Source organism: Nesterenkonia sp. PF2B19, from assembly GCF_001758425.2.
GTDB classification, from domain to species: domain Bacteria; phylum Actinomycetota; class Actinomycetes; order Actinomycetales; family Micrococcaceae; genus Nesterenkonia; species Nesterenkonia aethiopica.
Genome location: NZ_MDSS02000057.1, coordinates 1 through 22188, shown reverse-complemented (window position 1 = coordinate 22188; position 22188 = coordinate 1). Strand labels below are relative to the sequence as shown.

The 22188-nt window shown below is 66.2% G+C and carries 20 protein-coding genes and 1 pseudogene; 6 read left to right on the top strand and 15 right to left on the bottom strand.

The window, feature by feature from the left end:
* Positions 1–105: 105 nt before the first annotated feature.
* The 3 genes and pseudogenes from BCY76_RS13980 to BCY76_RS13970 form a co-directional block, all read right to left on the bottom strand.
* A pseudogene (locus BCY76_RS13980) lies at positions 106–636 on the bottom strand (ISL3 family transposase); the annotation flags it as partial.
* Between the two features lie 309 nt (positions 637–945).
* Positions 946–1554 carry an RloB family protein gene (locus tag BCY76_RS13975; RefSeq protein ID WP_170922704.1) on the bottom strand — a complete coding sequence of 203 codons (609 nt, stop codon included), beginning with the start codon at positions 1552–1554 and terminating at the stop codon, positions 946–948.
* Positions 1554–2903 (bottom strand): AAA family ATPase, encoded by a 1350-nt coding sequence (locus tag BCY76_RS13970; RefSeq protein ID WP_070161061.1) that lies wholly within the window; start codon positions 2901–2903, stop codon positions 1554–1556. Before BCY76_RS13970 ends, BCY76_RS13975 begins: the two co-directional genes overlap by 1 nt.
* Positions 2904–3531: 628 nt before the next feature.
* Here BCY76_RS13970 and BCY76_RS18700 point away from each other — a divergent pair.
* Both BCY76_RS18700 and BCY76_RS13960 read left to right on the top strand, forming a co-directional pair.
* Positions 3532–3900, top strand: coding sequence for a hypothetical protein (locus BCY76_RS18700; RefSeq protein WP_070161063.1), 369 nt, complete (start codon positions 3532–3534; stop codon positions 3898–3900).
* Positions 3901–4698: 798 nt separating this feature from the next.
* Positions 4699–4905 (top strand): hypothetical protein, encoded by a 207-nt coding sequence (locus tag BCY76_RS13960; RefSeq protein ID WP_070161065.1) that lies wholly within the window; start codon positions 4699–4701, stop codon positions 4903–4905.
* A 49-nt stretch (positions 4906–4954) separates the two neighbouring features.
* On the opposite strand, the gene BCY76_RS13955 is transcribed toward BCY76_RS13960, so the two are convergent.
* Both BCY76_RS13955 and BCY76_RS13950 read right to left on the bottom strand, forming a co-directional pair.
* Complete coding sequence (locus BCY76_RS13955; protein ID WP_083277613.1) at positions 4955–6775, bottom strand: DUF2075 domain-containing protein; 1821 nt, start codon at positions 6773–6775, stop codon at positions 4955–4957.
* Positions 6762–7085 (bottom strand): nucleotide pyrophosphohydrolase, encoded by a 324-nt coding sequence (locus BCY76_RS13950; protein ID WP_442935361.1) that lies wholly within the window; start codon positions 7083–7085, stop codon positions 6762–6764. Before BCY76_RS13950 ends, BCY76_RS13955 begins: the two co-directional genes overlap by 14 nt.
* A gap of 139 nt (positions 7086–7224) precedes the next feature.
* Between BCY76_RS13950 and BCY76_RS13945 the strand changes: the two genes are divergently transcribed.
* The 3 genes from BCY76_RS13945 (at position 7225) to BCY76_RS13935 (ending at position 10653) form a co-directional block, all read left to right on the top strand.
* Complete coding sequence (locus BCY76_RS13945) at positions 7225–8706, top strand: FAD-dependent oxidoreductase (RefSeq protein ID WP_085437826.1); 1482 nt, start codon at positions 7225–7227, stop codon at positions 8704–8706.
* A 95-nt stretch (positions 8707–8801) separates the two neighbouring features.
* Entirely contained in the window at positions 8802–9434 is a 633-nt protein-coding gene (locus tag BCY76_RS13940) for an NUDIX domain-containing protein (protein WP_085437825.1), read from the top strand.
* Between the two features lie 124 nt (positions 9435–9558).
* On the top strand, positions 9559–10653 hold the full coding sequence (locus BCY76_RS13935) for a hypothetical protein (RefSeq protein WP_070161090.1): 1095 nt from the start codon (positions 9559–9561) through the stop codon (positions 10651–10653).
* 71 nt (positions 10654–10724) lie between these two features.
* Here the strand turns inward: BCY76_RS13935 and glsA are convergent, their stop codons facing one another.
* The 3 genes from glsA to rpsO form a co-directional block, all read right to left on the bottom strand.
* The gene (gene glsA / locus BCY76_RS13930) at positions 10725–11906 is read right to left on the bottom strand and encodes a glutaminase A (RefSeq protein WP_272896854.1); all 1182 of its coding nucleotides are present in this window, start codon (positions 11904–11906) and stop codon (positions 10725–10727) included.
* Between the two features lie 417 nt (positions 11907–12323).
* Complete coding sequence (locus BCY76_RS13925) at positions 12324–14582, bottom strand: polyribonucleotide nucleotidyltransferase (protein WP_070161071.1); 2259 nt, start codon at positions 14580–14582, stop codon at positions 12324–12326.
* A gap of 302 nt (positions 14583–14884) precedes the next feature.
* Entirely contained in the window at positions 14885–15154 is a 270-nt protein-coding gene (gene rpsO, locus BCY76_RS13920; RefSeq protein ID WP_070161073.1) for a 30S ribosomal protein S15, read from the bottom strand.
* 290 nt (positions 15155–15444) lie between these two features.
* On the opposite strand from rpsO, the gene BCY76_RS13915 reads away from it, so the two are divergent.
* Positions 15445–15642, top strand: a complete 198-nt coding sequence (locus BCY76_RS13915) for a hypothetical protein (protein ID WP_070161075.1) — start codon at positions 15445–15447, stop codon at positions 15640–15642.
* Between the two features lie 16 nt (positions 15643–15658).
* Here BCY76_RS13915 and BCY76_RS13910 read toward each other — a convergent pair whose 3' ends face one another.
* The 7 genes from BCY76_RS13910 to infB all read right to left on the bottom strand — a co-directional run.
* Positions 15659–16414, bottom strand: coding sequence for a class I SAM-dependent methyltransferase (locus BCY76_RS13910; protein ID WP_070161077.1), 756 nt, complete (start codon positions 16412–16414; stop codon positions 15659–15661).
* 126 nt (positions 16415–16540) lie between these two features.
* Positions 16541–17533 (bottom strand): bifunctional riboflavin kinase/FAD synthetase, encoded by a 993-nt coding sequence (locus BCY76_RS13905; RefSeq protein WP_070161079.1) that lies wholly within the window; start codon positions 17531–17533, stop codon positions 16541–16543.
* A gap of 64 nt (positions 17534–17597) precedes the next feature.
* On the bottom strand, positions 17598–18101 hold the full coding sequence (locus tag BCY76_RS13900; protein ID WP_237090174.1) for a hypothetical protein: 504 nt from the start codon (positions 18099–18101) through the stop codon (positions 17598–17600).
* 13 nt (positions 18102–18114) lie between these two features.
* Positions 18115–18498, bottom strand: coding sequence for a hypothetical protein (locus BCY76_RS13895; protein ID WP_070161081.1), 384 nt, complete (start codon positions 18496–18498; stop codon positions 18115–18117).
* A gap of 67 nt (positions 18499–18565) precedes the next feature.
* Complete coding sequence (truB, locus tag BCY76_RS13890; protein ID WP_070161084.1) at positions 18566–19555, bottom strand: tRNA pseudouridine(55) synthase TruB; 990 nt, start codon at positions 19553–19555, stop codon at positions 18566–18568.
* 15 nt (positions 19556–19570) lie between these two features.
* Positions 19571–20059: a 30S ribosome-binding factor RbfA gene (rbfA, locus tag BCY76_RS13885; RefSeq protein ID WP_070161086.1), complete on the bottom strand. Its 489-nt coding sequence runs from the start codon at positions 20057–20059 to the stop codon at positions 19571–19573.
* Between the two features lie 125 nt (positions 20060–20184).
* The coding region (gene infB / locus BCY76_RS13880) for a translation initiation factor IF-2 (RefSeq protein ID WP_139827812.1) at positions 20185–22188 on the bottom strand (2004 nt) is incomplete at its 5' end.

Here is a 22188-nt window from a genome sequence, read left to right as displayed (position 1 = left end):
CCCTCCGGTGCGTCGCTGGCCTTCTTGCTCCAGTCTGATGTTGCCATCGTCAAACACCTCTCCGTGATCAAGGTGTTGCGACGATCAGTTGAATCCGCCGTGAGAACCCCGGCCAGTATGGCGCCAGCAGTGCTCATCCACCCCGATCACCTTCACACCGTCGATGCGACGGGGATCTTCGATGAGCAGCTGTCGCCCAGCAACCAGGACGGCGTCGTTGACGGTATGCCACGAACTGGCCAGGGCGGCAACAGCTCGGGCGATGGTCATCCTGTCGATCACTACAGACTTCAGCGCCCACAGCACCGCATGCCTGCTCAGCTTCGCCCGCGGGGCCGCAGCCGCACTGGTGTCCTGCCGCCAGACCCTGGCACAGTCAGCACATCGGTATCTGCGGACTCTGACCCAGAGGGTGGTGGGCCACCACCCCAGTGGCAGATGAGCCAACTTCCGCACCACCGTCCCCCGAGCAGCTCCTTCACCGCCGCAGTCTCGACACCATGCATCATCCTGGGTGAGACGGCATTCAAAGATCGCGCCGTCGCGGCGGATCTGCTGACCAGTCACCCTCAGGCCGAGACCCTAGAGGAGGCAGAAGCTGTCCAGATCAGGGGAAGTGAAAGTACACTTGGACACGTCGAGGTCTTTCAGATGGCGAGCGTAGGAACTTCCATCTTCGGAAGGCCTCGACCTCTATCCGCTCACCGCCACGCCGACCCACTGCCCCTGGCTGCTTCTACACCCTCAAACGCGAAGAGCCTTCAAACGCTGTGACGTAACGGCTTCAGCTGCCCGAGACGTCTCGTTCGACATTGAATCGCCGGACTCGTTCAGCAATGGAGTCCCTTCCCACACAGCCTCACTCGCTCTGCAGTAGTGTCGCCGCCCCCGGCGCGCACGGCATGTCGGCGAGGTTCCAGATCACAGAATGCCTGCGGGATTTGTCTAGTCATATCCGCGGTCAGCCCCTTGCATAAGATCTACGAGGATCGGCATCGGTGAGGACGGATCGGGCCCTTTACGTCCCGGTCGCATGTCGGGGTCAACCACCCGAGCGGTCTTGCACGCATCATGCACCTGATTGAACGGGAACGACTGCGAGAGGATCTTCCCTTTGACGAGGCCCAGCTTGGTGACGAGGTCGTCGAGCTGCGTCGAGGTCAGCGCTGAGCGTTTGTGTTCGGCGTGCCATCGCAGCCATGCCTCGAACTTGAGGTTTGAGATCAGCAGCCGGATATTCTCTCGTTCCGCGAGTTGAACGGCCGCGGGCAACGTCTGGTGTTCATCAACGTCCACCAGACACACGCAGTCGTCGTACTCTTTGTCGTTCTGGGCTGCTTCGTCCCGCTTCTCGACGCACTTCTGGACGACTTTCAACGGATCCTTGCCCACCGAAACTGGCTTGACGATAGCCGTTGCGCCCCTGCTTCGCAGGTAGCGGTTCAGGCCCTCAACGTACTGGGGTTCGGTGCGGGTGCCTTCGGTGACGACAAGGATGCGCCGCGCAGGCTGCCGATGAGGCCTGCCGCGACGGCGACGCTGTCCGCCCGCCACTATTCCTGCGCCTCCCCCGTGTCGACCAGCGCGGCAAACAGGCTCGGGGAAAGCCGCGGGGCTCCGCCGTACCGTCCAGTGAGGTATCGCTTCGCTACGTTGGCATCCGGGTGCTTGGGGAAGTCGGCCAGGCAGGTCAGCTCGGTCACACCCTCGTTCGTTTTGTCGGTCAGCCAGATCTGTTCGGGCTCGAGGCGGACCTCGCTCAGCGGGGAGAGGACGTAGGACTCGTGGCTGGTGAAGATGAGCTGTGCGTGATGCGTGTTGACGAGCGGGTCTGAGAACGCGCCGAGGAGCACTTCGAGCAGATGCGGGTGAAGACTTGCGTCGATCTCATCGACCAAGAGCAGCCCGCCACCGCGCAGTGCTTCCAGTGCTGGCACTGCGATCGCGAGCCAAGCGATGGTTCCATCGCTCTCCTCGTGGATAGAGAAACGTGGGCAGTCGTCAACGGTTCCCCGATGGGTGAAGAGAAGACGACGTGCGACCTGTTCGAGCTCATCAGCTTCAAGTCCCTCTTCGTCATCCTCTCCGTCTGGCTCCTCCTTCTTATCGGAGGCGTCTTCATCCTCTTCCTCGCGCAGGTCACGTTCAAGTCGACGGAACGCCAGGCGGATCCGTTCTGGGATATTCGTTTCTTCGATACTGACGTTCAAAACACCGATATCCGCGACTTGAAGCAGTGATTCAAGATCGGGGAATGTCACATCGCCATCTGCCAGGGAGTCTGCGAGGTTGGACAAGCGAGCGGTGCGGTGCGAGTCCTTGACCAAGACGATGTCGAAGCTCTCGACCAGGTCATCCGCGAAGGCGTATAGCGATGATTCCTTCAGTAGAAGCGCGCGGCTGAGAACGAGTTCTCGAGGTGTTACCTCGATCTTGGCGCGAAGGCTCGGGTGGAACGCGAGCAGACCTTCTTCTCGATCTCGCTCCAGCAGTGTGCGCCACCGGGAACTGGGGACATCGCGTAGCCATTCTCGTCTGATTCCGTCTTGGTCGACCTCGAAGCCGTAGACGTAGCGGCGTCCATCGTGGACGAGGTCAAGTTCGTAGAGACTCGCTGAAGTCCGGGAGTTCCCGTCGAGCTTAAACGGGGCCCGCCGCATGGATTTCGACTCCTGCCACACAGTGGCAGAGTGCCGGATCGCGGTGAAGGTATAGCGGAGAGCGTCCAAAACCGCGGACTTACCGGTTGCGTTGCCTCCGAAGATCCCAGCGAGCGGATAGCTCACCGCGCTCCAGTTGCCATCCTTCGGCTTGAGGGTCGTCAGCGCAGAGCGAGTGAGATCGATCGCGACCTCGTCGCGGATGCTCTTGTGGTTCCGCACAGTGAAGCTCAGCAGGATCATGCAGCCATGATAGCACCGAGCATTCCGCATGGTACGTTTTTCGAGCAAATCGACTAGCTCGGCACGCTGATTCCGATCTTAGACGCTCGAGAAGGGTGTGCTTGGTGTGCTTGCGGCCGGCGCCCACCCACGCATCGTGCCCCGTGGAACTCGTAGCCACCATCTCCGTCCCGCCGAGGCTTCCTCCTAACTCTCAGCAGGTGGCACCCATCTGTAGAGAGTTAGGGGAACACCGAACCGACCGCCTCCAGGTCGCGCTCTACCTGCCTTCCTGAACGCTCGCTCTAGAAACTTGGCGGTGACCGGGTTCACGGTCTCGTTCCGGCAGATGTAGTGATCGAGGGGTCGCTGTGCCCCAGCAGTTCAGATGCGAGCTGGAGTTCCCCGATCACCCGATCGCGTCTCCGCGGGAGCTGTGAGTTCGCAGGGATGTGGGGAGATCCTCAATCGGATGACTATTCATCATCCTGCTTTGCCACCGCACGGAGTGTCCCTCCATCCCGACACCCTCCGCCGCGGTTCCCGGATCCGCGCTCGGGTCCGATGGACCGACCCGTCCTCACGACAGCGCAGAGGCCGCTCTGTCACGGTAGATGATGACGTCGCCTCCCAGGAGATCTTCGAACTCATGCGCACAAGTTCGAGCCGAAGCATCGATCCGCTCGTCACTCTGAGCGACTACGCGCATTCGATCGGTGATCGGTTCCTTCGCGGTGTCGGTCCGACATCGACCGCAGACGACTACCGAGCCGGCCTCCGCCTCAGGGTTCTCCCCGCACTCGGCCACATCCGCCTTCGCGACATCACGATGGGGCTGGTTGACCGAGCTATCGACAGCTGGGCGGCGGTCCAATCCCGCTCCACGCTCAAGAACACGATCGCCGCGCTGACGCGGGTGCTCGATGAAGCGGTGCGCGATGAGCTCATCACCCGCAATTCAATGCGTGACCGCGCCGACAGGCGCTACCGCGCGAAACTTGAGCTACCGCACACGTAGCTAATTCCTCTGCCCGGCGATGTCGCGCGAATCACTGACGCCTGCGCTGAGATCCACACAATCTACGGCGACCACGTCATGCTCAGCGCCTTTCTGGCCGCGCGCAGCTCGGAATTAGGTGGGTTCCTCGTCCGCGACGTCGACTGGGCGAACAAGGTCGTCGCGCCCGCCGCGTGGCGGTGTCATCACCACGGCAGTATTGCGAGACGCAACCGGCTGGGACGAGCTGGTTGCATCACTGGGATTGCCAGGGCTGCGCCGTCACGACCTCCGACATGCGGGTGCAACCTGAATCGCAAACATCGGCATCCCAATCCACGTTGTGAGCAACCTCCTCGGACATGTATCAATCGAGACGACGCGTGCGTACCTTCACACTGACAACACAGCGTTGCAGAACGCTGCAGCACGAATAAACGAGCACCTTCGGGAGGCCGCGATGAGCGACTAGAGACGTCTGAACCCCTTGACCATGTCGAGTCAAGGGGTTCAGCGGATCCAAGCTTGGGTACAAGACCGGCGCGAACGCCGATCTCACGACCTCTCGAAAGTACCTTCTGATCGGGTATTTTCTCTTCGGTCGGGCTGACGGGATTCGAACCTGCGACCCCTTGTAACAGTCTCGATCTCTGCTCGCGGCGTCCGTGGCCCTGACCGCCTGCACTATGACGGAACGGGAGGTCGTCACTGAACCGGTCCCCGAGACCGTTGCCTTAGGAAGCCGAACAGGAGCCCGAATCGGACCCTGACGACGAGTCAGAGGCCTCCGGGGCTACGATTTCCGGTGACAGCGTCTACATGGTCGACAGCTACGTCGAGCCGGGCATCTACACCACACAGCCGGGTTCCTGGGGCTGCTACTGGGCGCGCGTCAGTGGGACCAGCGGCGAGTTTCACGACATCATCACCAACGGCTTCGTCGACGAGGGCCAGGCCCTGGTCACGATCGCCGAGACCGACGTAGCGTTCGAGACCTCCGGCTGCGGGGCGTGGGAGGGGCAGTGAGCCCTCGCTCGGCCCTGACGATCGCCGACTTCCCGCGACGGACTTCGCATCAGGTCGACGGCAGAATCACATCCTCGTGGTGAGCCTGGTACCGTGCCGATGCGCCCCCATCCCGGACGAGATCCGGCGAGGCCGAACTCTGGCCGCGGGCGAGTGGGATGAATCGGCTGAAGTACTGTCGCAGCCCCGGGTCGCAGACGTAGACGAACGTACCTCTTATGCCTCGAGTCAAGAGAACCCGGTAGATGTTCTGCACGTACGCGAGAATGTCCTCGTCCGTGTAGTCGATCCCCAGCCTCTTGTTGTTCTCCTTGCCCTTCGCATCGAAGTAGTTTTCGCGGTCGAAGTAGACCGTCTCTGTAGCGGGGTCGAAGCGGAGGTCCGGGCCGATGATCACTCCGGCGTAGTTGAGGTCGTATCCCTGCAACGTATGGATCGATCCCACCTCGTCCAGCGCATTCGGTGAGTTGACCCAGTCCACGATGGACTTGTTCCACCGGAACTTGGCACCGTCGAGCTCGAAGTCGTAGGCGGCACTGCCTCCCTTCGTCGCCCACTCCCAAGCATAGCCGGCCGCCATGCGGGACAGGCCGTGCTCAGCATCCAGCTGTCGGATCCTCTGGTACATGGCGGAGGCATCCTTGTACAGGCGGAACTCGTAGTCGCCGACAGCTGCCCGGGTGCGCTCTTCACCCTTCAGCAGACGGCGAATGTGGGGCATGTATTCGTCGCCGGCGTTGAGTCGAAGCTGTGAAGCCAGCGTCACATGTGCTCCTGACCCCTTGGCTTCCTCCAGGAGCTCGTCGATCGTCTCGGATGATAGGTCGGCCGGCCGGACGGTCTGTTCTGCGTCCAGGAGCAGCACCTGGTGATCACTCTTGCAACGAATCCAATCGAGCTGGGTGAAGTCCTTCGAGTCTTCTCCAAAGAGCTTCTTGTTGATCTCTCCGAAGTCCCGGTTGCGCACTCCGGAGGACTGGTTGGCGCGTTGGTTGAGCCGGTGGGTCTCGTCGACGATCAGCAGCGAGTAGTGCTTGTCGCTCTTCCCGAGGGAGAAGGGATCGAGGACCATGTCCTGCGAGAGCTGTGGCGTCTTCTTGAAGACGGAGCGGATGGACTTTCGCAGGGCTTGCTGGGGCACGACGAGCCCTATGGAGAAGCCGTGCAGGAGGGATCTGAAATCAGGGGTGTAGAACTCTGAGAATCTGCTGTCGCCTTCCAGATCTTCAGCAATTTCCTCATCAGTCACCGTGGCGATGTCGCTGAGCAGCTTCATCAGATAGATCGCGACCACCGTCTTGCCGGTGCCGGGATCTCCCTGGATGACCAGGGGGCCGGACTCCCCCTCGTCTCGGAGACTCGCGAGCAGCGCCCGCAGAAGATCCTCGACGGCGAGGGCCTGTTCAGCCGTCAGTGTCTTGAACGGCGAAAGCTTGAACAGATCCGAGTTCTCGATCTCAGAGATGCTGCGATCGAAGACTTCCGCTTCGCGCAGCGCCTCGAAGACGTCGAGGAAGTCCTGGCGATAGGAGTCACGATCGTGGTAATCGGCGTCGATGATGCCGTGATTCCGATTGATAACGTCATACTTACCATCGCCGGCGAGCCATCTGATCAGATGGGACTCGAGGTCCAGGGTGGCAGATTTGTTGAAGTGATCATGAAGGACTATCCGGACAGTCCGCATCCCACGCTTGCTCTCGGAGGTCTGGTGCTGGCGTATGCGGTTCGACGCGCTGAGCGTCTCGCCGACGTAGACCTTGTTGCCTCCGTTCAGCGCGTAGACGACGGGCCAGTTCTCAAGCCTGTGATCGTCCACCGTGGGAATTGCTCCCCGCATGGAGTACGTGCGGATCTCAAAGGCGGTCATACTTGGTGCTCCGCCCTCGAGACTTCTCCACGGGGTACTTCTCCTGTGTCTGGCGCAGCTTCCGCAACACGATCTCCTCTGCGCCGAGACCGAGTCGATCCGCGAGCAGCAAGCAGTACGTCAGGATGTCGGCCAGCTCATCGCCGGCCTCTTCCGGGTCAGCGTCAGGTCCCCACTGGAAGCACTCCAACAGCTCCCCGGACTCGATCGCGATGCTTTTGGCAAGGTTCTCTGCCGAATGGAACTGAGACCAATCCCGTTCCGCAACGAACTTTCGCAATTCCGTCAGCGCATCTTCCACGGTGCTCACGCTATCAGGGCTGACCACGAGAACCCCCGAGCGTTCGTGACACGCCCCGCCGTCCACCCTGGACTGACCGACTCCGCCGCACCAGGATGGGCACCAGGTCACCGACCTGATCCCGCCCCTGATCACCGCGGAGGACACCATGCGCTCTCACTGGCTCGACGCCTCCCCCGCCATCAGCACGTCCGGCTCCGAAGGCCCCTACGAATGGCACGACGTCGTCGTCGCCGGGGCCGGGCTGACCGGGCTGACCACTGCGGTGCTGCTGGCTAGGGCCGGGAAGGACGTCGCCGTGCTGGAGGCGCGCAGCGTCGGGGCTCTGGCCACCGGGAACACCACCGGCAAGGTCTCCCTGCTGCAGGGCAGCGTGCTCTCCCGCATCCGCGAGCACCAGTCGGATGATTTGCTGCGTGCCTATGTGGAGGCCAACCAGGAGGGACAGGCCTGGCTGCTGCGCCACCTGGACGAACATGACGTCCCCTACCAACGCCGGGACGCCTACACGCTGGCGTTCTCCGACGACGGCGTGGCCACCCTCCGTGCGGAGCTCGCCGCGGCGCAGGCCGCCGGGCTCGACGTCGACTGGGCCGAGCCCACGGACCTGCCCCTCGACGTGGCCGGAGCGATCCGGTTAGCCGACCAGGCGCAGATCAACCCCATAGACGTGCTGCAGGTCCTGGCCGAGGAGCTGCTGGACCGCAACGGGCTCATCGTGGAGGGAGTCCGTGTCACCGGGCTCGGCCCCCGTCAGCAGGAATACCTGACCGTGGAGACCAGCGCCGGAGAGGTCCACACCTACCACCTGGTGCTCGCCACCGGCGTGCCGGTGCTGGACCGAGGCGGGCATTTCGCCACCCTCTCCGCCCACCGGTCCTACGCCGCCACCTACCGGCTTCCCGCCGGCCTCGCACCCCCGCACGGCATGCACCTGAGCATCGACGCCCCGGACCGCACCCTGCGCAGCGCACCCACCGCCGACGGCGAGGAGCTTCTGCTGGTCGGCGGCAACGACCACCGCGTGGGCCGCCCGGACTCACACGCCGCCGCCGTCGATGACCTGGATGCCTGGGTGCAGCAGCACTACCCCGGCGCACGGCGAACCCACAAGTGGTCCGCGCAGGACTACCGCAGCATCCACCAGATTCCCCTGGTCGGTGCCCTGCCGCACAGTGAGGAGAGGATCCTCTCCGCCACCGGCTACGCCAAATGGGGCATGACCAACGCGGTGGCCGCAGCCCTGGCCATCACTGCCCAGATCCACGACCACACGCCCCGCTGGGCGGAGACCCTGAACGCGCACACCACCAGTGCCGCCGACGTCGCCACCGGGATCAAGGACAACGTGCTAGTGGGTGCGCAGCTGGCCACCGGCTGGGCCTCCGCCGAGCTGACCTCCCTGCCGCACGAGGCGCCGGCGGAGGGCGAGGGCGTCGTGGGACAGCGGCACGGCAGGCCGCTGGGAGTCTCCACCGTGGACGGCACTACCTGCGCGGTCTCCGCCGTATGCCCGCATATGGGTGGGATCCTGCGTTGGAACGACGCTGAGCGCTCCTGGGACTGCCCGCTGCATGCCTCCCGCTTCGCCCCCGAGACGCACCCGCCTGGAGGGTCCGGCGCTGCATGACCTCTCCCGGCCCCGCGACGACGGCTGAGCGCCACATCCCGGCCCCATCCGACCAGGTCCCCGGCCGTGCCCGCGGTGACCGTTAGGGTGAGACCATGGATCTCCGCGACACCCCCGAGGACAAGCCCGTCGACTCCTCGCGCCTCCACCATGACGCCCGCCTGTTCGCCCTGGTGGAGGACGAGTTCCGCTTCGGCGAGCACCAGCAGACGCTGCACCGTTCATACCTGAAGCACCTGGGCGCGGTGGCCGTGCTGCCGGTGGACGAGCAGGACCGGGTGCTGCTGATCCGCCAGTACCGCCACCCGGTGCGCATGCACCTGTGGGAGGTGCCCGCCGGGCTCCTCGACGTCGACGGCGAACCCATGCTGGAGACCGCCCAGCGGGAGCTCCTCGAAGAGGCCGATCTGCGCGCCGAGACCTGGCACACCCTGGTGGACTTCTACTCCAGCCCGGGCGCCTCCAGCGAAGGGATCCGCGTCTACCTGGCTGAGGGGCTCAGCGATGTGCCCGAGGAGGACCTGCACACGCGGGACGGCGAGGAGGCCGAGATCGTGCCCACCTGGGTGCCCCTGGATGAGGCGGTCGCGGCCGTGCTGTCCGGGCAGATCCACAACCCCTCGGCCGTCGTCGGCCTGCTGGCGCTGCACGCGGTGCGCACCGGCGGAGGTCAGCTCCGGGACGCCCGGGCACCCTGGGAGGATCAGCCCCGCGGCATCGCACCCTGACGGCGAGCAGAGAAAAGCCCCGGGCGCTTGCAAGCAGAGGCGACACCGGGGCGTTCATTACTTACTCTAGCACCCTGTGGAGCCCACAGCACCCTATGTGGGACATCCCACTATGATCGTGTTCATGACTGACGGCATCGATCCCAAGTCCGTTGTCGCCCATCTGTCACAGGAACGGCTGGCTCCATACCTTCGTGTGGCAGACGGAGACCACGCCGAGGCGTTGGCACTCTACGAGTGGAACTGTCGGATGTCCTCCACTGCCTTCGAAACTGTTGCCCATCTTGAAGTGCTTCTCCGCAACGCCATCGATGGAGCACTCGCGCGCCACACTGGCGAATCGGCGCGCGGCATTCCCTGGTTCCTCTGTTCTCCCCCGATGCGAGACTCCACATCAGAGACCATCACGTCGGTGCGACAGCGCCTCTGTCACGAGGGAAGAGACACTCGTCATCAGATCATCGCTGGCCTGTCGTTCGGCTTCTGGTCGGGGATGCTGGGAGCACGCTACGAGGACCTGTGGAGATCCGCGCTACGACACGCGTTCCCCAACTCGTCAGGTGCGCGCAAGGATGTTGCCCGCGACGTAGAAGCTATCAGAAAGTTCCGCAACCGGTTGGCACACCATGATTCGATGCTCAACATCGACATCCCGTTCGAGATGCGACGTGTTCACCGAGTAGCCGCCTACATCGACACCACTGTGGCCAGCTGGTTGGCCAGAGCCGATAGAAGCCTGGCTGTGTACGCCGAACGCCCGACGTTCGGGTTCGACACCGTCGTCGTTCCGGCCAAACGCGCATGGCCGCTCTACCAGGACACGCAGGCGTACGTGTGCCAGCCGGGCCGGTGGTTCCAGCCTGTTGAGCGGATCGCGTTCTACGCGGATCAGTGCATCCAAGCGCCTGTGCCGAAGATCCTCTACCGTAGAGACAATGTTACGTGGACTCCGCGAGAGGCGGAGAGGCTTGCCGACTCCGATGACCGGAATGATCGTAAAATCGCCTCCGTGATCACTGCCTCCCGAGAACAGGGGTGGGCCGAGGGCATGTACCAGGTGTTTCTGCTGTCCGGGCCGGGACACCCCCAGCATCGTCAGCTCGATACGGCACTGCCTCATGAAACGTCCGGCCGAGGCAGCGCATTCGTTCAACGGCAACGCTACGTGTCCCTCCACCAGCTCGAAACCGCCCATACGACAGCTGATCTCAGCACATAGCCGACCTGCGCGCAAGCCCCTGACTTACAACTCAGTGCGCGTGGATACTGCTCCCTCGGCATTATTAGGCGTCAGCCCATCGCTGAGCGCAGCCGCTCCGGCTCCCATCGTTCGATCCCCCGGCCGCGGCTGTCAGTGAAGTCCTCGACGGTGGACTCCGGGTCCACGATCACAATGCGGTGCCCCTCGTCCAGCAGCTTCGCGGCCATCTCCGAGGAGGTCCGCCGGGCGACCGGAAGCACCTCGTCGACCCGGCTCATGTCGAACACGACCACATCGGTGGTCGGCGGAGACTGGATGAGCTCATGGACCAACGCCTCGATGCTGCTGAGCACCAGGTCCCCCTGCAGCACGTAGACGGTCGCCGGCTGGTCCTCTAGGGAGACGCGCAGCGTCTCCCGCAGGGCCGACCGGGCCGGCCTGCTCGCCTCCATCAGGTGCAGGCCCAGATCGTCGGAGAGCCGCTGCATCAGCTCCACACCGCGCACGCTGTTGCCGTGCTGGTCCAGCCGTGGGGAGAAGACCGCCACGCCCACCTGCCCCGGCAGCACACCGATGATGCCGCCGGCCACCCCGGACTTGGCCGGAATGCCCACGCTGGTGAGCCAGTCCCCGGCGGCGTCGTACATCCCACAGGTGGCCATCACACTGAGCAGGTGCCGGGTGCTCTCCCGGCACAGCAGCCGCTCCCCCGTGCGCGGCTGGACACCGCCGTTGGCCAGCGTCGCCGCCATGAGCGCCAGGTCCGAGACCGTCACGGAGGCGGCACACTGCCGGATGTACCCGGTCACCGAATCCTGCGGGTCGCCGGCCAGCTGCCCGGCTGAATGCAGCAGATACGCCAAGCCCAGGTTCCGATCCGCGGTGGCCAGCTCAGAGTCCGCCACGGCCTGGTCGAGCTCGACGTCCCGGCCGGTCAGCCGGCCGAAGAAGTCCAGGACCCTGCCCAAGGCCGGCTCGTGGTCAGAACCGATCAGCGCGTGGGTGGCGATCGCCCCGGCGTTGATCATCGGGTTCCGCGGCCTGCCCGTCTCCGGTTCCAGGGAGAGCTCGTTGAAGGCCTCCCCGCTGGGTTCCACGCCGATCTTCTCGCGGATCCCCTCCAGCCCGTGGTCCTCGATCGCCAGCGCGTAGGCGAAAGGCTTGGACATGGACTGGATGCTGAAGTGGTGCTCAGCATCCCCGCTGGCATAGACGGTCCCGTTGACGGTGCACAGGGCCACGGCGACCGTGTCCGGGTCGGCGGCGGCCAGCTCCGGGATTTAGTCGGCCGGCGCACCGCCCACGATGTGGTCGGTCTCGGCGATCAGAGTGTCCAGATAGTCCAGGATCGGGGAACGCATGAGCATCCTCTCGCGCAGTACGACGACGGCGGGCCACCACGGCCCGCGGTGGGCCCGTTCAGGTCACCCCGATCATCATCAGCCTGACCGGCGCCGCGGAGCAACCCCACCGAGTGGCCACGAATCCCGGCGTCTGCCCGCTGACACGCCGTGTGAGAGCCGGAACTACCGTGATTCGTGGCCACTCGACGAAGAGCAGGCTGCCCAGACACGACGACGGCCAGCGACCGCTCCCGTGAGGGGAACAGCCACCGGCCGTCGTCTGGTCCGACCTGGCGGTCAGCGCGGTGCTGGCGTCAGCTCAGCACTGCCGCCAGACCAGCGAGATCACTCGGCGTCGACCAGGACCTGGTTGACCGACTGCTTGTCGTTGCCGTCGGCGTCCTCGTCCACCACCGGGGCCAGGGACAGCTTGCCGCGGTCGTCGATCTTGGTGATCTCGACCTGCAGCTTCTGGCCCACACCCACGACGTCCTCGACGTCGTCGACGCGCTTGCCATCGTTGAGCTTGCGCAGCTCGGAGATGTGCAGCAGCCCGTCCTTGCCGGGGGTCAGCGAGATGAATGCACCGAAGGTGGTCAGCTTGACCACGGTACCCAGGTAGCGCTCACCGATCTCGGGGACCTGCGGGTTGGCGATCGCGTTGATCGCGCTGCGCGCGGCCTCGGCGGCCTCCCCGTTGGTGGCGCCGATCAGCACGGTGCCGTCGTCCTCGATGGAGATGTCCGTGCCGGTGTCCTCCTGGATCTGGTTGATCATCTTGCCCTTCGGGCCGATGACCTCACCGATCTTGTCCACCGGCACCATCACGGAGATGATCCGCGGAGCGAACTCCGACATCTCGTCCGGCGCGTCGATGGCGGCGTTGATGACGCCCAGGATGTGCAGGCGAGCCTCGCGGGCCTGCTTCAGGGCCGCACCCAGCACGGAGGCGGGGATGCCGTCGAGCTTGGTGTCCAGCTGGATCGCGGTGACGAACTCCTCGGTGCCTGCGACCTTGAAGTCCATGTCACCGAAGGCGTCCTCGACGCCGAGGATGTCGGTAAGTGCGGCGTAGCGGGTCTCGCCGTCGACCTCGTCGGAGACCAGACCCATGGCGATGCCGGCCACCGGGGCCTTCAGCGGCACACCGGCGTTGAGCAGGGACAGCGTCGAGGCGCAGACCGAGCCCATGGAGGTGGAGCCGTTGGAGCCCAGCGCCTCGGACACCTGGCGGATCGCGTAGGGGAACTCCTCGCGCGACGGCAGCACCGGCACGAGCGCGCGCTCGGCGAGCGCACCGTGGCCGATCTCGCGGCGCTTCGGGGAGCCCACACGACCGGTCTCACCGGTGGAGTACGGCGGGAAGTTGTAGTTGTGCATGTAGCGCTTCTTGGTCTCCGGCGACAGGCTGTCGATGGACTGCTCCATCTTCAGCATGTTCAGCGTGGTGACACCCATGATCTGGGTCTCGCCGCGCTCGAAGATCGCCGAACCGTGCACGCGCGGCAGCACCTCGACCTCGGCGGTCAGCTGGCGGATGTCCGTCAGCCCACGGCCGTCGATGCGGACCTGGTCGCGCAGGATGCGCTGGCGGATGACCTGCTTGGTCACCGCGCCGAAGGCCTTGCCGACTTCGCCGCCGCGACCCTCGAACTGCTGGCCCTCGCCGGCCAGCTTCTCGACCAGCTCGGCCTTCAGCTCGGAGTCGGCGGTCTCGCGGGCCTGCTTGTCCGCGATCTGGTAGATGCTGGTGAGCTTCTCCTCGGCGGCGGACTTCACGGCCTCGAAGACGTCGTCCTCGTAGTCCAGGAAGAACGGCACGTCGACCGGCTCCTTGGTCGCGCGGGCGGCCAGGTCGGCCTGGGCCTCGCACAGAACCTTGATGAACGGCTTGGCCGCCTCGAGACCCTCGGCGACGATCTCCTCGGTGGGGGCGGTCTTGCCCTGCTCCTTGATGAGCTTCCAGGAGTTGTCGCTGGCCTCGGCCTCGACCATCATCACCGCGATGTCGTCACCGACCACACGGCCGGCCACGACCATGTCGAACACGGCGTTCTCCAGCTCCGAGTGCTTCGGGAAGGCCACCCACTGGGGGCCCTCGGAGTCGTGGATCAGCGCCACACGCACGCCGCCGATCGGGCCGGAGAACGGCAGACCGGAGAGCTGGGTGGAGGCGGAGGCGGAGTTGATGGCCACGACGTCGTAGAGGTCGTCCGGGTTGATGGACAGGATGGTCTCCACGACCTGGACCTCGTTGCGGATGCCCTTCTTGAAGGCCGGACGCAGCGGACGGTCGATCAGGCGGCAGGCCAGGATCGCGTCCGTGGTGGGGCGGCCCTCACGGCGGAAGAATGAGCCGGGAATGCGCCCGGCGGCGTACATGCGCTCCTCGACGTCCACCGTCAGGGGGAAGAAGTCGAAACCTTCGCGCGGGGACCTGCCCACCGTGGTGGCGGACAGGATGGTGGTCTCCTCGTCGAGGGTGACCAGGACCGACCCGGCGGCCTGCTTGGCCAGCCGTCCGGTCTCGAACTCGATGGTGCGGGTGCCGAACCGACCGTTGTCGATCACGGCCTCGGCATAGTGAACCTCGGGACCCTGCATGGCAGGTGTCTCCTCTCTGTTGTCGAACAGACAGGCACGGTCGCCGGTGGGAGGAGATGGATCAGGCCATATGACGGCCATCGATCGAAGCCCACGGGCTGCCTGCGCATGATGCGCGGCTCCCGGAGGCCACTACCGAGGACCGGAGCACATGGGGTCCATGCTCGGCACCGGCGTGCCTGTCTCTCATAGTCTCGCATACAGAACAGGTGACTCCCACGGTCATTCGACCGCGTGTGGAGCCACCTGTTCCGTCAGCTTGGTATCAGCGTCTGCACGCCTGCTCTGGTGCCTTCAGACACTCACCGGCGGATGCCGAGGCGCTTGATCAGCGCACGGTACCGCTCGATGTCGTTGTTCTGCAGGTACTTGAGGAGGCGACGACGACGACCCACCAGGATCATCAGGCCACGACGCGTGTGGTGGTCCTGCTTGTGCGACTTCAGGTGCTCCGTGAGGTCGCTGATCCGACGGGTCAGCACGGCGACCTGAACCTCAGGCGAACCGGTGTCGCCCTCGTGGGTCGCGTACTCCTTGATGATCTCCTGCTTGACAGCGGGATCCAAAGCCATGGGATTGCTCCTTGATGGTTGTACCGCGATCAGGTGCCGGAACCTGGGGAGCATTCACCCCTCAGGATTCCGGTGCTGGCCACCGCGGACTGCAGCACAGCAACGCTCCACTTTACCGCACATGCCGCGATCGGGGCGAATGAGGCCCCGCGCGACACGGGGCAGGCGCTCAGCGGTCCGCATGTCAGCCCGATGTGATCGAGATGTGAGCGGGCATGGTCACAGTGATGGTCTGGCCGGCGGTGCCTCACGGTGCCGCCCTGGAGAGTACCCCCGACGAAAGGTCACCCATGCCGCACCACCGCAGACTGCTCATCACCGGCGCCCTGACCGGCGTCGCCCTGTTCTCCGGCGCCGCTCCGGCGGCGGCCACCACCCACGATGCCCGAGAGCCCGACTGCGACCGGGTGGGCGACGTCGAAGACATCGACTGGGGCCTGCTGACGCCGACGGCTCCCGCCGTCCCGGCCTCCGCACGTCAGGTGTGAGGCACGGACCGGCACCTCACCGCGTGCCCGCAGTGTGCAGCACGGTCAGATACGGCAGCTCGACGACGTCGTCGCCGGCCAGCCCGGTGTGTTCTCCCAGGTACCAGTCCAGGTTCTCCCGACGCCGGGCACGTTCCTTCGGCCCGGCCCGGAGCCAAGAGCTCATCGTGGCGGCCAGGCGGCGGACGTCGTCGGCGGTCAGCCGCCGCGACCAGGTGAACTCCTCGGTGCGCGGCCGCGCGAACAGCCGCGGATTCAGCGGCGGGCTCCAGCCGGGCCGGTGCACGTCCCCGGCCCGTATGATGCGGGTCAGCCGGTGCACCCACGGGTCGGAGGTGTCCAGATGGTTGGACACGATCGCCAACGCTCCGCCCTCGACCAGGAGCCGGTGGGCCTCCCGCTGCACGGTCCCGGCCTCGAACCAGTGCCAGGCCTGGGCGGCGACCACGACGTCGACCGCTCCCTCCTCCAGCCCGGTGTCCTCCGCCGAGGTGAGGTGGATCTGAAGCCTCGGCCGCAGCTCCGCCTCAACGGCCACGGACTCCTCGAGCACCTGGGTCATGAGGCGACTGGGCTCCACTGCGTGCACCCACGCCACACGCTGCCGGCCCTCCGCCAGCAGCTGGCGGGTCAGGATGCCGGTGCCCGCGCCGACGTCGGCCACCCGCAGGGAGCCGTCACCCGTCGAGGCGGCCCCGAGGATCGCCTCCACCGCCGCCTTCGGGTAGCGCGGCCGCAACGCGTCATACTCGCGCGCCGCCGCCAGGTCCATCTGCTCGGCATACGCCCCGCCGAGCAGGCGACGTCGCCCCGGATCGGCGATGATGACCTGCTCCCCCGGCTTCAGCCTCGGACGGTTCGGCGCTGGCCTGTCTGAGGCCCCGCAGTCTGACAGGGCTCAGCCCTCCACCGCCGGCACGGGCCTCGCGTCCAGGTGCTCCGGGTCGTCGGTGCCCAGCGTGAGCTTTGCGCGCGCCACGTCCTCCTCCATCTGGCTGATCAGCTGCGGGATCCCCTCGAAGGCGACCATGCCGCGCAGCCGGTCGATGAATTCGACCCGCACCTGCTGGCCGTAGAGATCGAAGTCCTCGACCTTCTCCTTGGGCCTGCCGATCACGAAGGACTCCACCACGCGCTGCACGCCGTCGAAGGTGGGGTTCGAGCCCACCGAGATCGCCGCGGGCCAACGCCTGCCGTGTCCATCGGTCAGCCACCCGGCGTAGACGCCGTCGGCGGGGATCATGCCCTCCGAGTCCTGCCCGAGGTTGGCGGTGGGGAAGCCCAGCTCCCGCCCGCGTGCGGCACCATGGACGACCTCGCCGAGCACCGCATGGGGCCGGCCCAGCACCTCGCGGGCGGAGGCAACGTCACCGGCGGCCAGCGCCTCCCGCACCCAGGTGGAGGAGCACCGGCGGTCCCGGCCGAAGTCCTCGACGCCGACCACGGCGAATCCGTACTGCTCCCCCAGCTCCACCATCGTCTCGAAGGACCCGGTGTTCCCTCGCCCGAAGCGCACGTCATGGCCGACCACCACGACCCGCACGTTCAACGCGTCCACGAAGTACTGCTTCACGAATTCGGCAGGGGTCAGGGCGGCCAGGTCGAGTGAGTAGCGGATCATCAGCATCGCATCGATGCCGGTGGTCGCCAGCCGATAGATCCTCTCCTGCACCCCGGTGATCATCTCCGGGCACTGGTGCGGCCGGTGCACCTGAGCCGGGTGCGGGTCGAAGGACACGGCGACGGCGGAGGCCTCATGCTCGGCGGCCGCGGCGGCCAGCTGAGTGAGGACCTCCTGATGCCCCAGGTGGACGCCGTCGAAGTTGCCGATGGTGACCGCCGTCGGACCGAGGTCCGCGGGAACCTCATCCAGGCCGTTCCAATAGTGCACGTGTCTCCTCAGTTCTGCAGGTGGTGCGTCGGCGTCGTTGCCGCTCCCCATTATGGAGCACTCGTCAGCCGGCGCCCATTCCCGACGACGACGGCGCCCCCGGCGCGTCCCGCCCCGGACGATGGCTCAGAAGCCAGTACAGACCGATGAACGGCAGCACCAGGGGCACGAAGCCGTAGCCCTGCCCGAAGTGCGACCACACGGTGGCCTCGTCGAACAGGTCCGGATCCAGGTACGTCCAGGCGCCGACACCCAGCACCCCGACCATCTCGATCAGCACCGCCACCAGGGCGGCCCGCCACGCCGACACCGAGGTGCGGGCCAGGGCGAGCGTGGCGAACACGTAGACCAGAGCCGCGAAGGCGCTGAGCAGATAGGCCACCGGGGCGTCGTCGAAATGCACCAGGATCTGGTACAGCGCCCGCGCGGTGGCCGAGACCGCGAAGATCCCGTAGGCGGTGATGATGAGCATGCCCACCCCGCGGTTGCGGGGCGTGGACGAAGACCGCCGCTGGACGCCGGGCGCCGAGCCGCGGCCGTCCTCAGAGCTCAGATGCTTGTGGACCATCACTCTCTTCTCTTCAGCAGGCGCAGGGGGCCGTCGCGCTCCCCCACCAGATGACTTCCATGCGATAGACCATCACGAAGACCACCAGGCCGACGAAGCTCATCACCAGGTTCGACCAGCGGGTCTTGTCGATCATGGCCCAGACGAACACTCCCACGGGCAGCAGCAGGGCGGTGAACACATAGCCCCAGAACTCCCAGGCCTCCCCCGCGATGGACGCATCGAAGCCCAGCTGACGCACGGCGGCGTAGATGCCGTAGACCACCAGGAACAGCTCCACGGCGGCGAGGCTGATGATCGAGGAGTCCGCCGGGTGGCGGCGCAGCGCCGTCATGACCCAGCAGATCAGTGTGGAGGCGGCACACACGACCGTGCCGATGATGAACATCAGGGTCATACTGCTCCTCCTGCCGGACGGTACTGGACGATTCTCTCAACCTCTACAGCCTGGAGAAACCTACGCCCTACTGCGGGGCGAACACCAGCTCCGGCTTCGCCTGGAAGATGACCTGCTCCGCAGCCGCGGCGCGGGCCGCATCGCCCGAGGCAGAGGCCCCCTTCTTCGCCGGGACATCTTTGAGCAGAGCGATCAGCTCTCCGTCGGGCCCGAACGCCGCGGTGAGGCGATCCGGCTCCCCCGCCGCCCCGGTGCCGGAGGCGGTGATCCGGCGTCCGTGGCCCAGGTTCTCCGCCTCCTCCTGGGTGAGCTCGCGCCGGGAGAAGATTCTCGCGGCCGCCTCTGCAAGGTCCACGTAGCCGAAGTCCTCGGCCAGCTGCTCCAGGGTCAGCGCGTTCTCGATGCGGTACGGCCCCACCGCCGTGCGACGCAGCGCGGTCAGATGGCCGCCCACCTCCAGGGCCTCCCCCAGATCACGGGCCAACGCCCGCACATAGGTGCCCGAGGAGACATCCACCTCCACGTCGACGTCAACCATCCGGCCGCCCTCGAGACGGCGCACCTCCAGCACGTCGAACCGGTGCACGGTCACCGGGCGGGCCGCCAGCTGCACGTCCTCGCCCCGGCGCGCCCGGTCATAGGCGCGGCGACCGTCGACCTTGATCGCCGAGACGGTGGAGGGCACCTGCTGGATCTCCCCGGTCAGGGCCTCCACCTCGGCGTCCAGCCGCTCCCGGGAGACCGCATTGGCGAACCGCGTGGCCACCACCTCGCCGTCGGCGTCGTCAGTGGTGGTGGACTGGCCCAGCCGGATGGTCGCCGTATAGGTCTTGGAGACCCCCACGATATGGGTCAGCAGCCGGGTGGCTCGATTGATCCCGACCACGAGCACCCCTGTGGCCATCGGGTCGAGGGTGCCGGCGTGCCCGACCTTGCGGGTGCCCGCCAGCCGACGGATCCGCCCGACCACGTCATGGCTGGTCCAGGCGGCCGGCTTGTCCACCAGCACCAGGCCGGAGCCGACGGCGATCTCCTCGGCGCGCTGCTTCTTGCCCATAGGTGCGGCAGCCCCTCAGCGTCCGTCAGCGGAGTCGGTCCCCTCGGGCGCGGCACCCTCGGCGCCGGACCCTGCGGACTCACCCTCGGCGAGCGAACGGTACGGGTCCTCCCCTCCGGCCGGAGCGGCCTGCTCCCGCAGAGCGGCGACCTTCTCGTCCTGCTCCTTGGCCTTGCGCAGCAGGTCCTCCAGATGCGCGGCGGACTCCGGGATCTCGTCGGCGACGAACTCCAGAGTCGGGGTCAGGCGGATGGTCAGCTGCCGGCCGACCTCGTGCCGCAGCACACCCTGGTGCGCGGCGAGCACCTCCTCGGCACTCCGGCGGGCGTCGTCGTCGCCCATGACGGTGTAATAGACAGTGGCATGTTGCAGGTCATTGGTGACGCGCGCGTCGGTGACCGTGATCAGCTCGGCGCGCTCGTCCTTGACCCGACGGCGCAGCGCCTCGGCGACGATCACCTTGATGCGCTGCGCGAGCCGTGCCGCGCGTGCTGGATCAGCCATGATGGCCTCCTTGAAAAGTCGAAAGATGAAACCCAGCCTAGGACAGTCCCAGGCCAGACAGGGACACCTCCGGGGACCGCATCGCGTGGATGCGACCCCCGGAGGTGTCAGACGTCACAGGACGCTCAGGAGCGCGGAATCTCCCGCATCTCCCAGGTCTCGATGACATCGCCTGCGTTGATGTCGTTGAACGACCCCAGGCCGATACCACACTCGAAGCCGTCGCGGACCTCGGTGGCGTCGTCCTTGTAGCGGCGCAGCGACTCGATGGCCAGGTTGTCCGCCACCACATTGCCATCGCGCACCAGACGCGCCTTGGCGTTGCGGCGGATGACGCCGGACCGGACGATCGAGCCGGCGATGCTGCCGAACTTGGAGGAGCGGAAGACCTCGCGAATCTCCGCGCTGCCCAGCTGCACCTCCTCGTACTCCGGCTTCAGCATGCCCTTCAGCGCGGCCTCAATGTCATCGATGGCGGCGTAGATGACCGAGTAGAAGCGCATGTCCACGCCCTCCTGGTCAGCCAGGTCCTGGACGCGCTCCGCAGGACGGACGTTGAACCCGACGATCACCGCGTTGTCCACAGTGGCCAGGTTGACGTCGTTCTGCGTGATCGCACCCACGCCGCGGTGGATGACCCGCAGCTGCACCTCGTCGCCGACGTCGATGCCCAGCAGCGCGTCCTCCAGCGCCTCGACGGCACCGGAGACATCGCCCTTGAGGATCAGGTTCAGCGTGTCGATCTTGCCCTCGGCCACGACCTGGTCGAAGTTCTCCAGGCTCACGCGCTTGCGACGCTTGGCCAGCATCGCGTTGCGCTCGGCGGCCTCACGCTTCTCCGCGATCTGACGGGCCGTGCGGTCGTCCGGAGTGACCAGGAAGCTGTCACCGGCGCGCGGCACCGAGGACAGACCCAGCACCTGCACCGGACGTGACGGCACGGCCTCCTCGACCGCGTTGCCGTTCTCGTCGAACATCGCACGCACACGGCCGAAGGCGGTGCCGGCGACCATGTTGTCGCCGACCTTCAGGGTGCCGGACTGCACCAGGACGGTGGCCACCGGACCGCGGCCCTTGTCCAGGTTGGCCTCGATGGCGACGCCGCGGGCCTCCTTGGACGGGTTGGCGGTCAGCTCCAGCGCCGCGTCGGCGGTCAGCAGGACCGCCTCGAGCAGCTGGTCGATGTTCGTGCCCTGGATCGCGGAGATGTCGACGAACATGGTGTCGCCGCCGTACTCCTCCGGGATCAGCTCGTACTCGGTGAGCTGACCACGGATCTTGTCCGGGGCGGCGCCCTCCTTGTCCATCTTGTTGACCGCCACCACGACCGGCACATCGGCCGCCTTGGCGTGGTTCAGGGCCTCCACCGTCTGCGGCATGACGCCGTCGTCGGCGGCGACCACCAGCACAGCGATGTCGGTGACCTTCGCACCACGGGCACGCATGGCGGTGAACGCCTCGTGACCGGGGGTGTCGATGAAGGTCAGGCCGCGCTCCTGGCCGTCGTGCTCCACGTGGACCTGGTAGGCGCCGATGTGCTGGGTGATGCCTCCGGCCTCACCCTCGGTGACGTTGGAGTTCCGGACGGCGTCCAGCAGACGAGTCTTACCGTGGTCGACGTGACCCATGACGGTGACCACCGCGGGGCGGGCCTCCAGGTCGTCCTCGTCCTCGGCCTCGGCCTCGGCCGCCAGGTCGATGTCGAAGGACTCGAGCAGCTCACGGTCCTCGTCCTCGGGTGAGACGATCTGGACCTTGTAGCCCAGCTCCTCACCGAGCAGCTGGAAGGTCTCCTCGTCCAGGGACTGGTTGGCGGTGGCCATCTCGCCGAGCTTCATCAGCACCGTGACCAGTGCTGCCGGCTCGGCGTTGATCTTCTCCGCGAAGTCGGCCAGGGAGGAGCCGCGACGCAACCGCAGGATCGTGGTGCCGTCGCCCTTGGGGACGCGGACGCCGCCGATCTCACGGGTCTGGCGCTGCTCCATCTCCTGGCGCTTGGCGCGCTTCGACTTCCGGGACTTCGAACGGGACGGACCGCCGCGCCCGAAGGCGCCCGCCGTGCCGCCGCGTCCACGTCCACCACGACCCCGCGGCGGACCGCCGGCGGGAGCACCAGGACGGCCGGGACC

Bases quoted from the DNA above. Each gene is read 5' to 3' on its own strand.
- BCY76_RS13915 (WP_070161075.1), top strand. From the start codon at position 15,445: ATGCCGCACCACCGCAGACTGCTCATCACCGGCGCCCTGACCGGCGTC.
- rbfA (WP_070161086.1), bottom strand. From the start codon at position 20,059: ATGGCTGATCCAGCACGCGCGGCACGGCTCGCGCAGCGCATCAAGGTG.
- BCY76_RS13960 (WP_070161065.1), top strand. From the start codon at position 4,699: ATGGTCGACAGCTACGTCGAGCCGGGCATCTACACCACACAGCCGGGT.
- BCY76_RS13940 (WP_085437825.1), top strand. From the start codon at position 8,802: ATGGATCTCCGCGACACCCCCGAGGACAAGCCCGTCGACTCCTCGCGC.
- rpsO (WP_070161073.1), bottom strand. From the start codon at position 15,154: ATGGCTTTGGATCCCGCTGTCAAGCAGGAGATCATCAAGGAGTACGCG.
- BCY76_RS13910 (WP_070161077.1), bottom strand. From the start codon at position 16,414: ATGGACCTGGCGGCGGCGCGCGAGTATGACGCGTTGCGGCCGCGCTAC.
- BCY76_RS13970 (WP_070161061.1), bottom strand. From the start codon at position 2,903: ATGATCCTGCTGAGCTTCACTGTGCGGAACCACAAGAGCATCCGCGAC.
- BCY76_RS13900 (WP_237090174.1), bottom strand. From the start codon at position 18,101: ATGGTCCACAAGCATCTGAGCTCTGAGGACGGCCGCGGCTCGGCGCCC.
- BCY76_RS13945 (WP_085437826.1), top strand. From the start codon at position 7,225: ATGCGCTCTCACTGGCTCGACGCCTCCCCCGCCATCAGCACGTCCGGC.
- BCY76_RS13895 (WP_070161081.1), bottom strand. From the start codon at position 18,498: ATGACCCTGATGTTCATCATCGGCACGGTCGTGTGTGCCGCCTCCACA.
- BCY76_RS13925 (WP_070161071.1), bottom strand. From the start codon at position 14,582: ATGCAGGGTCCCGAGGTTCACTATGCCGAGGCCGTGATCGACAACGGT.
- BCY76_RS13935 (WP_070161090.1), top strand. From the start codon at position 9,559: ATGACTGACGGCATCGATCCCAAGTCCGTTGTCGCCCATCTGTCACAG.
- BCY76_RS18700 (WP_070161063.1), top strand. From the start codon at position 3,532: ATGCGCACAAGTTCGAGCCGAAGCATCGATCCGCTCGTCACTCTGAGC.
- truB (WP_070161084.1), bottom strand. From the start codon at position 19,555: ATGGGCAAGAAGCAGCGCGCCGAGGAGATCGCCGTCGGCTCCGGCCTG.
- BCY76_RS13955 (WP_083277613.1), bottom strand. From the start codon at position 6,775: ATGACCGCCTTTGAGATCCGCACGTACTCCATGCGGGGAGCAATTCCC.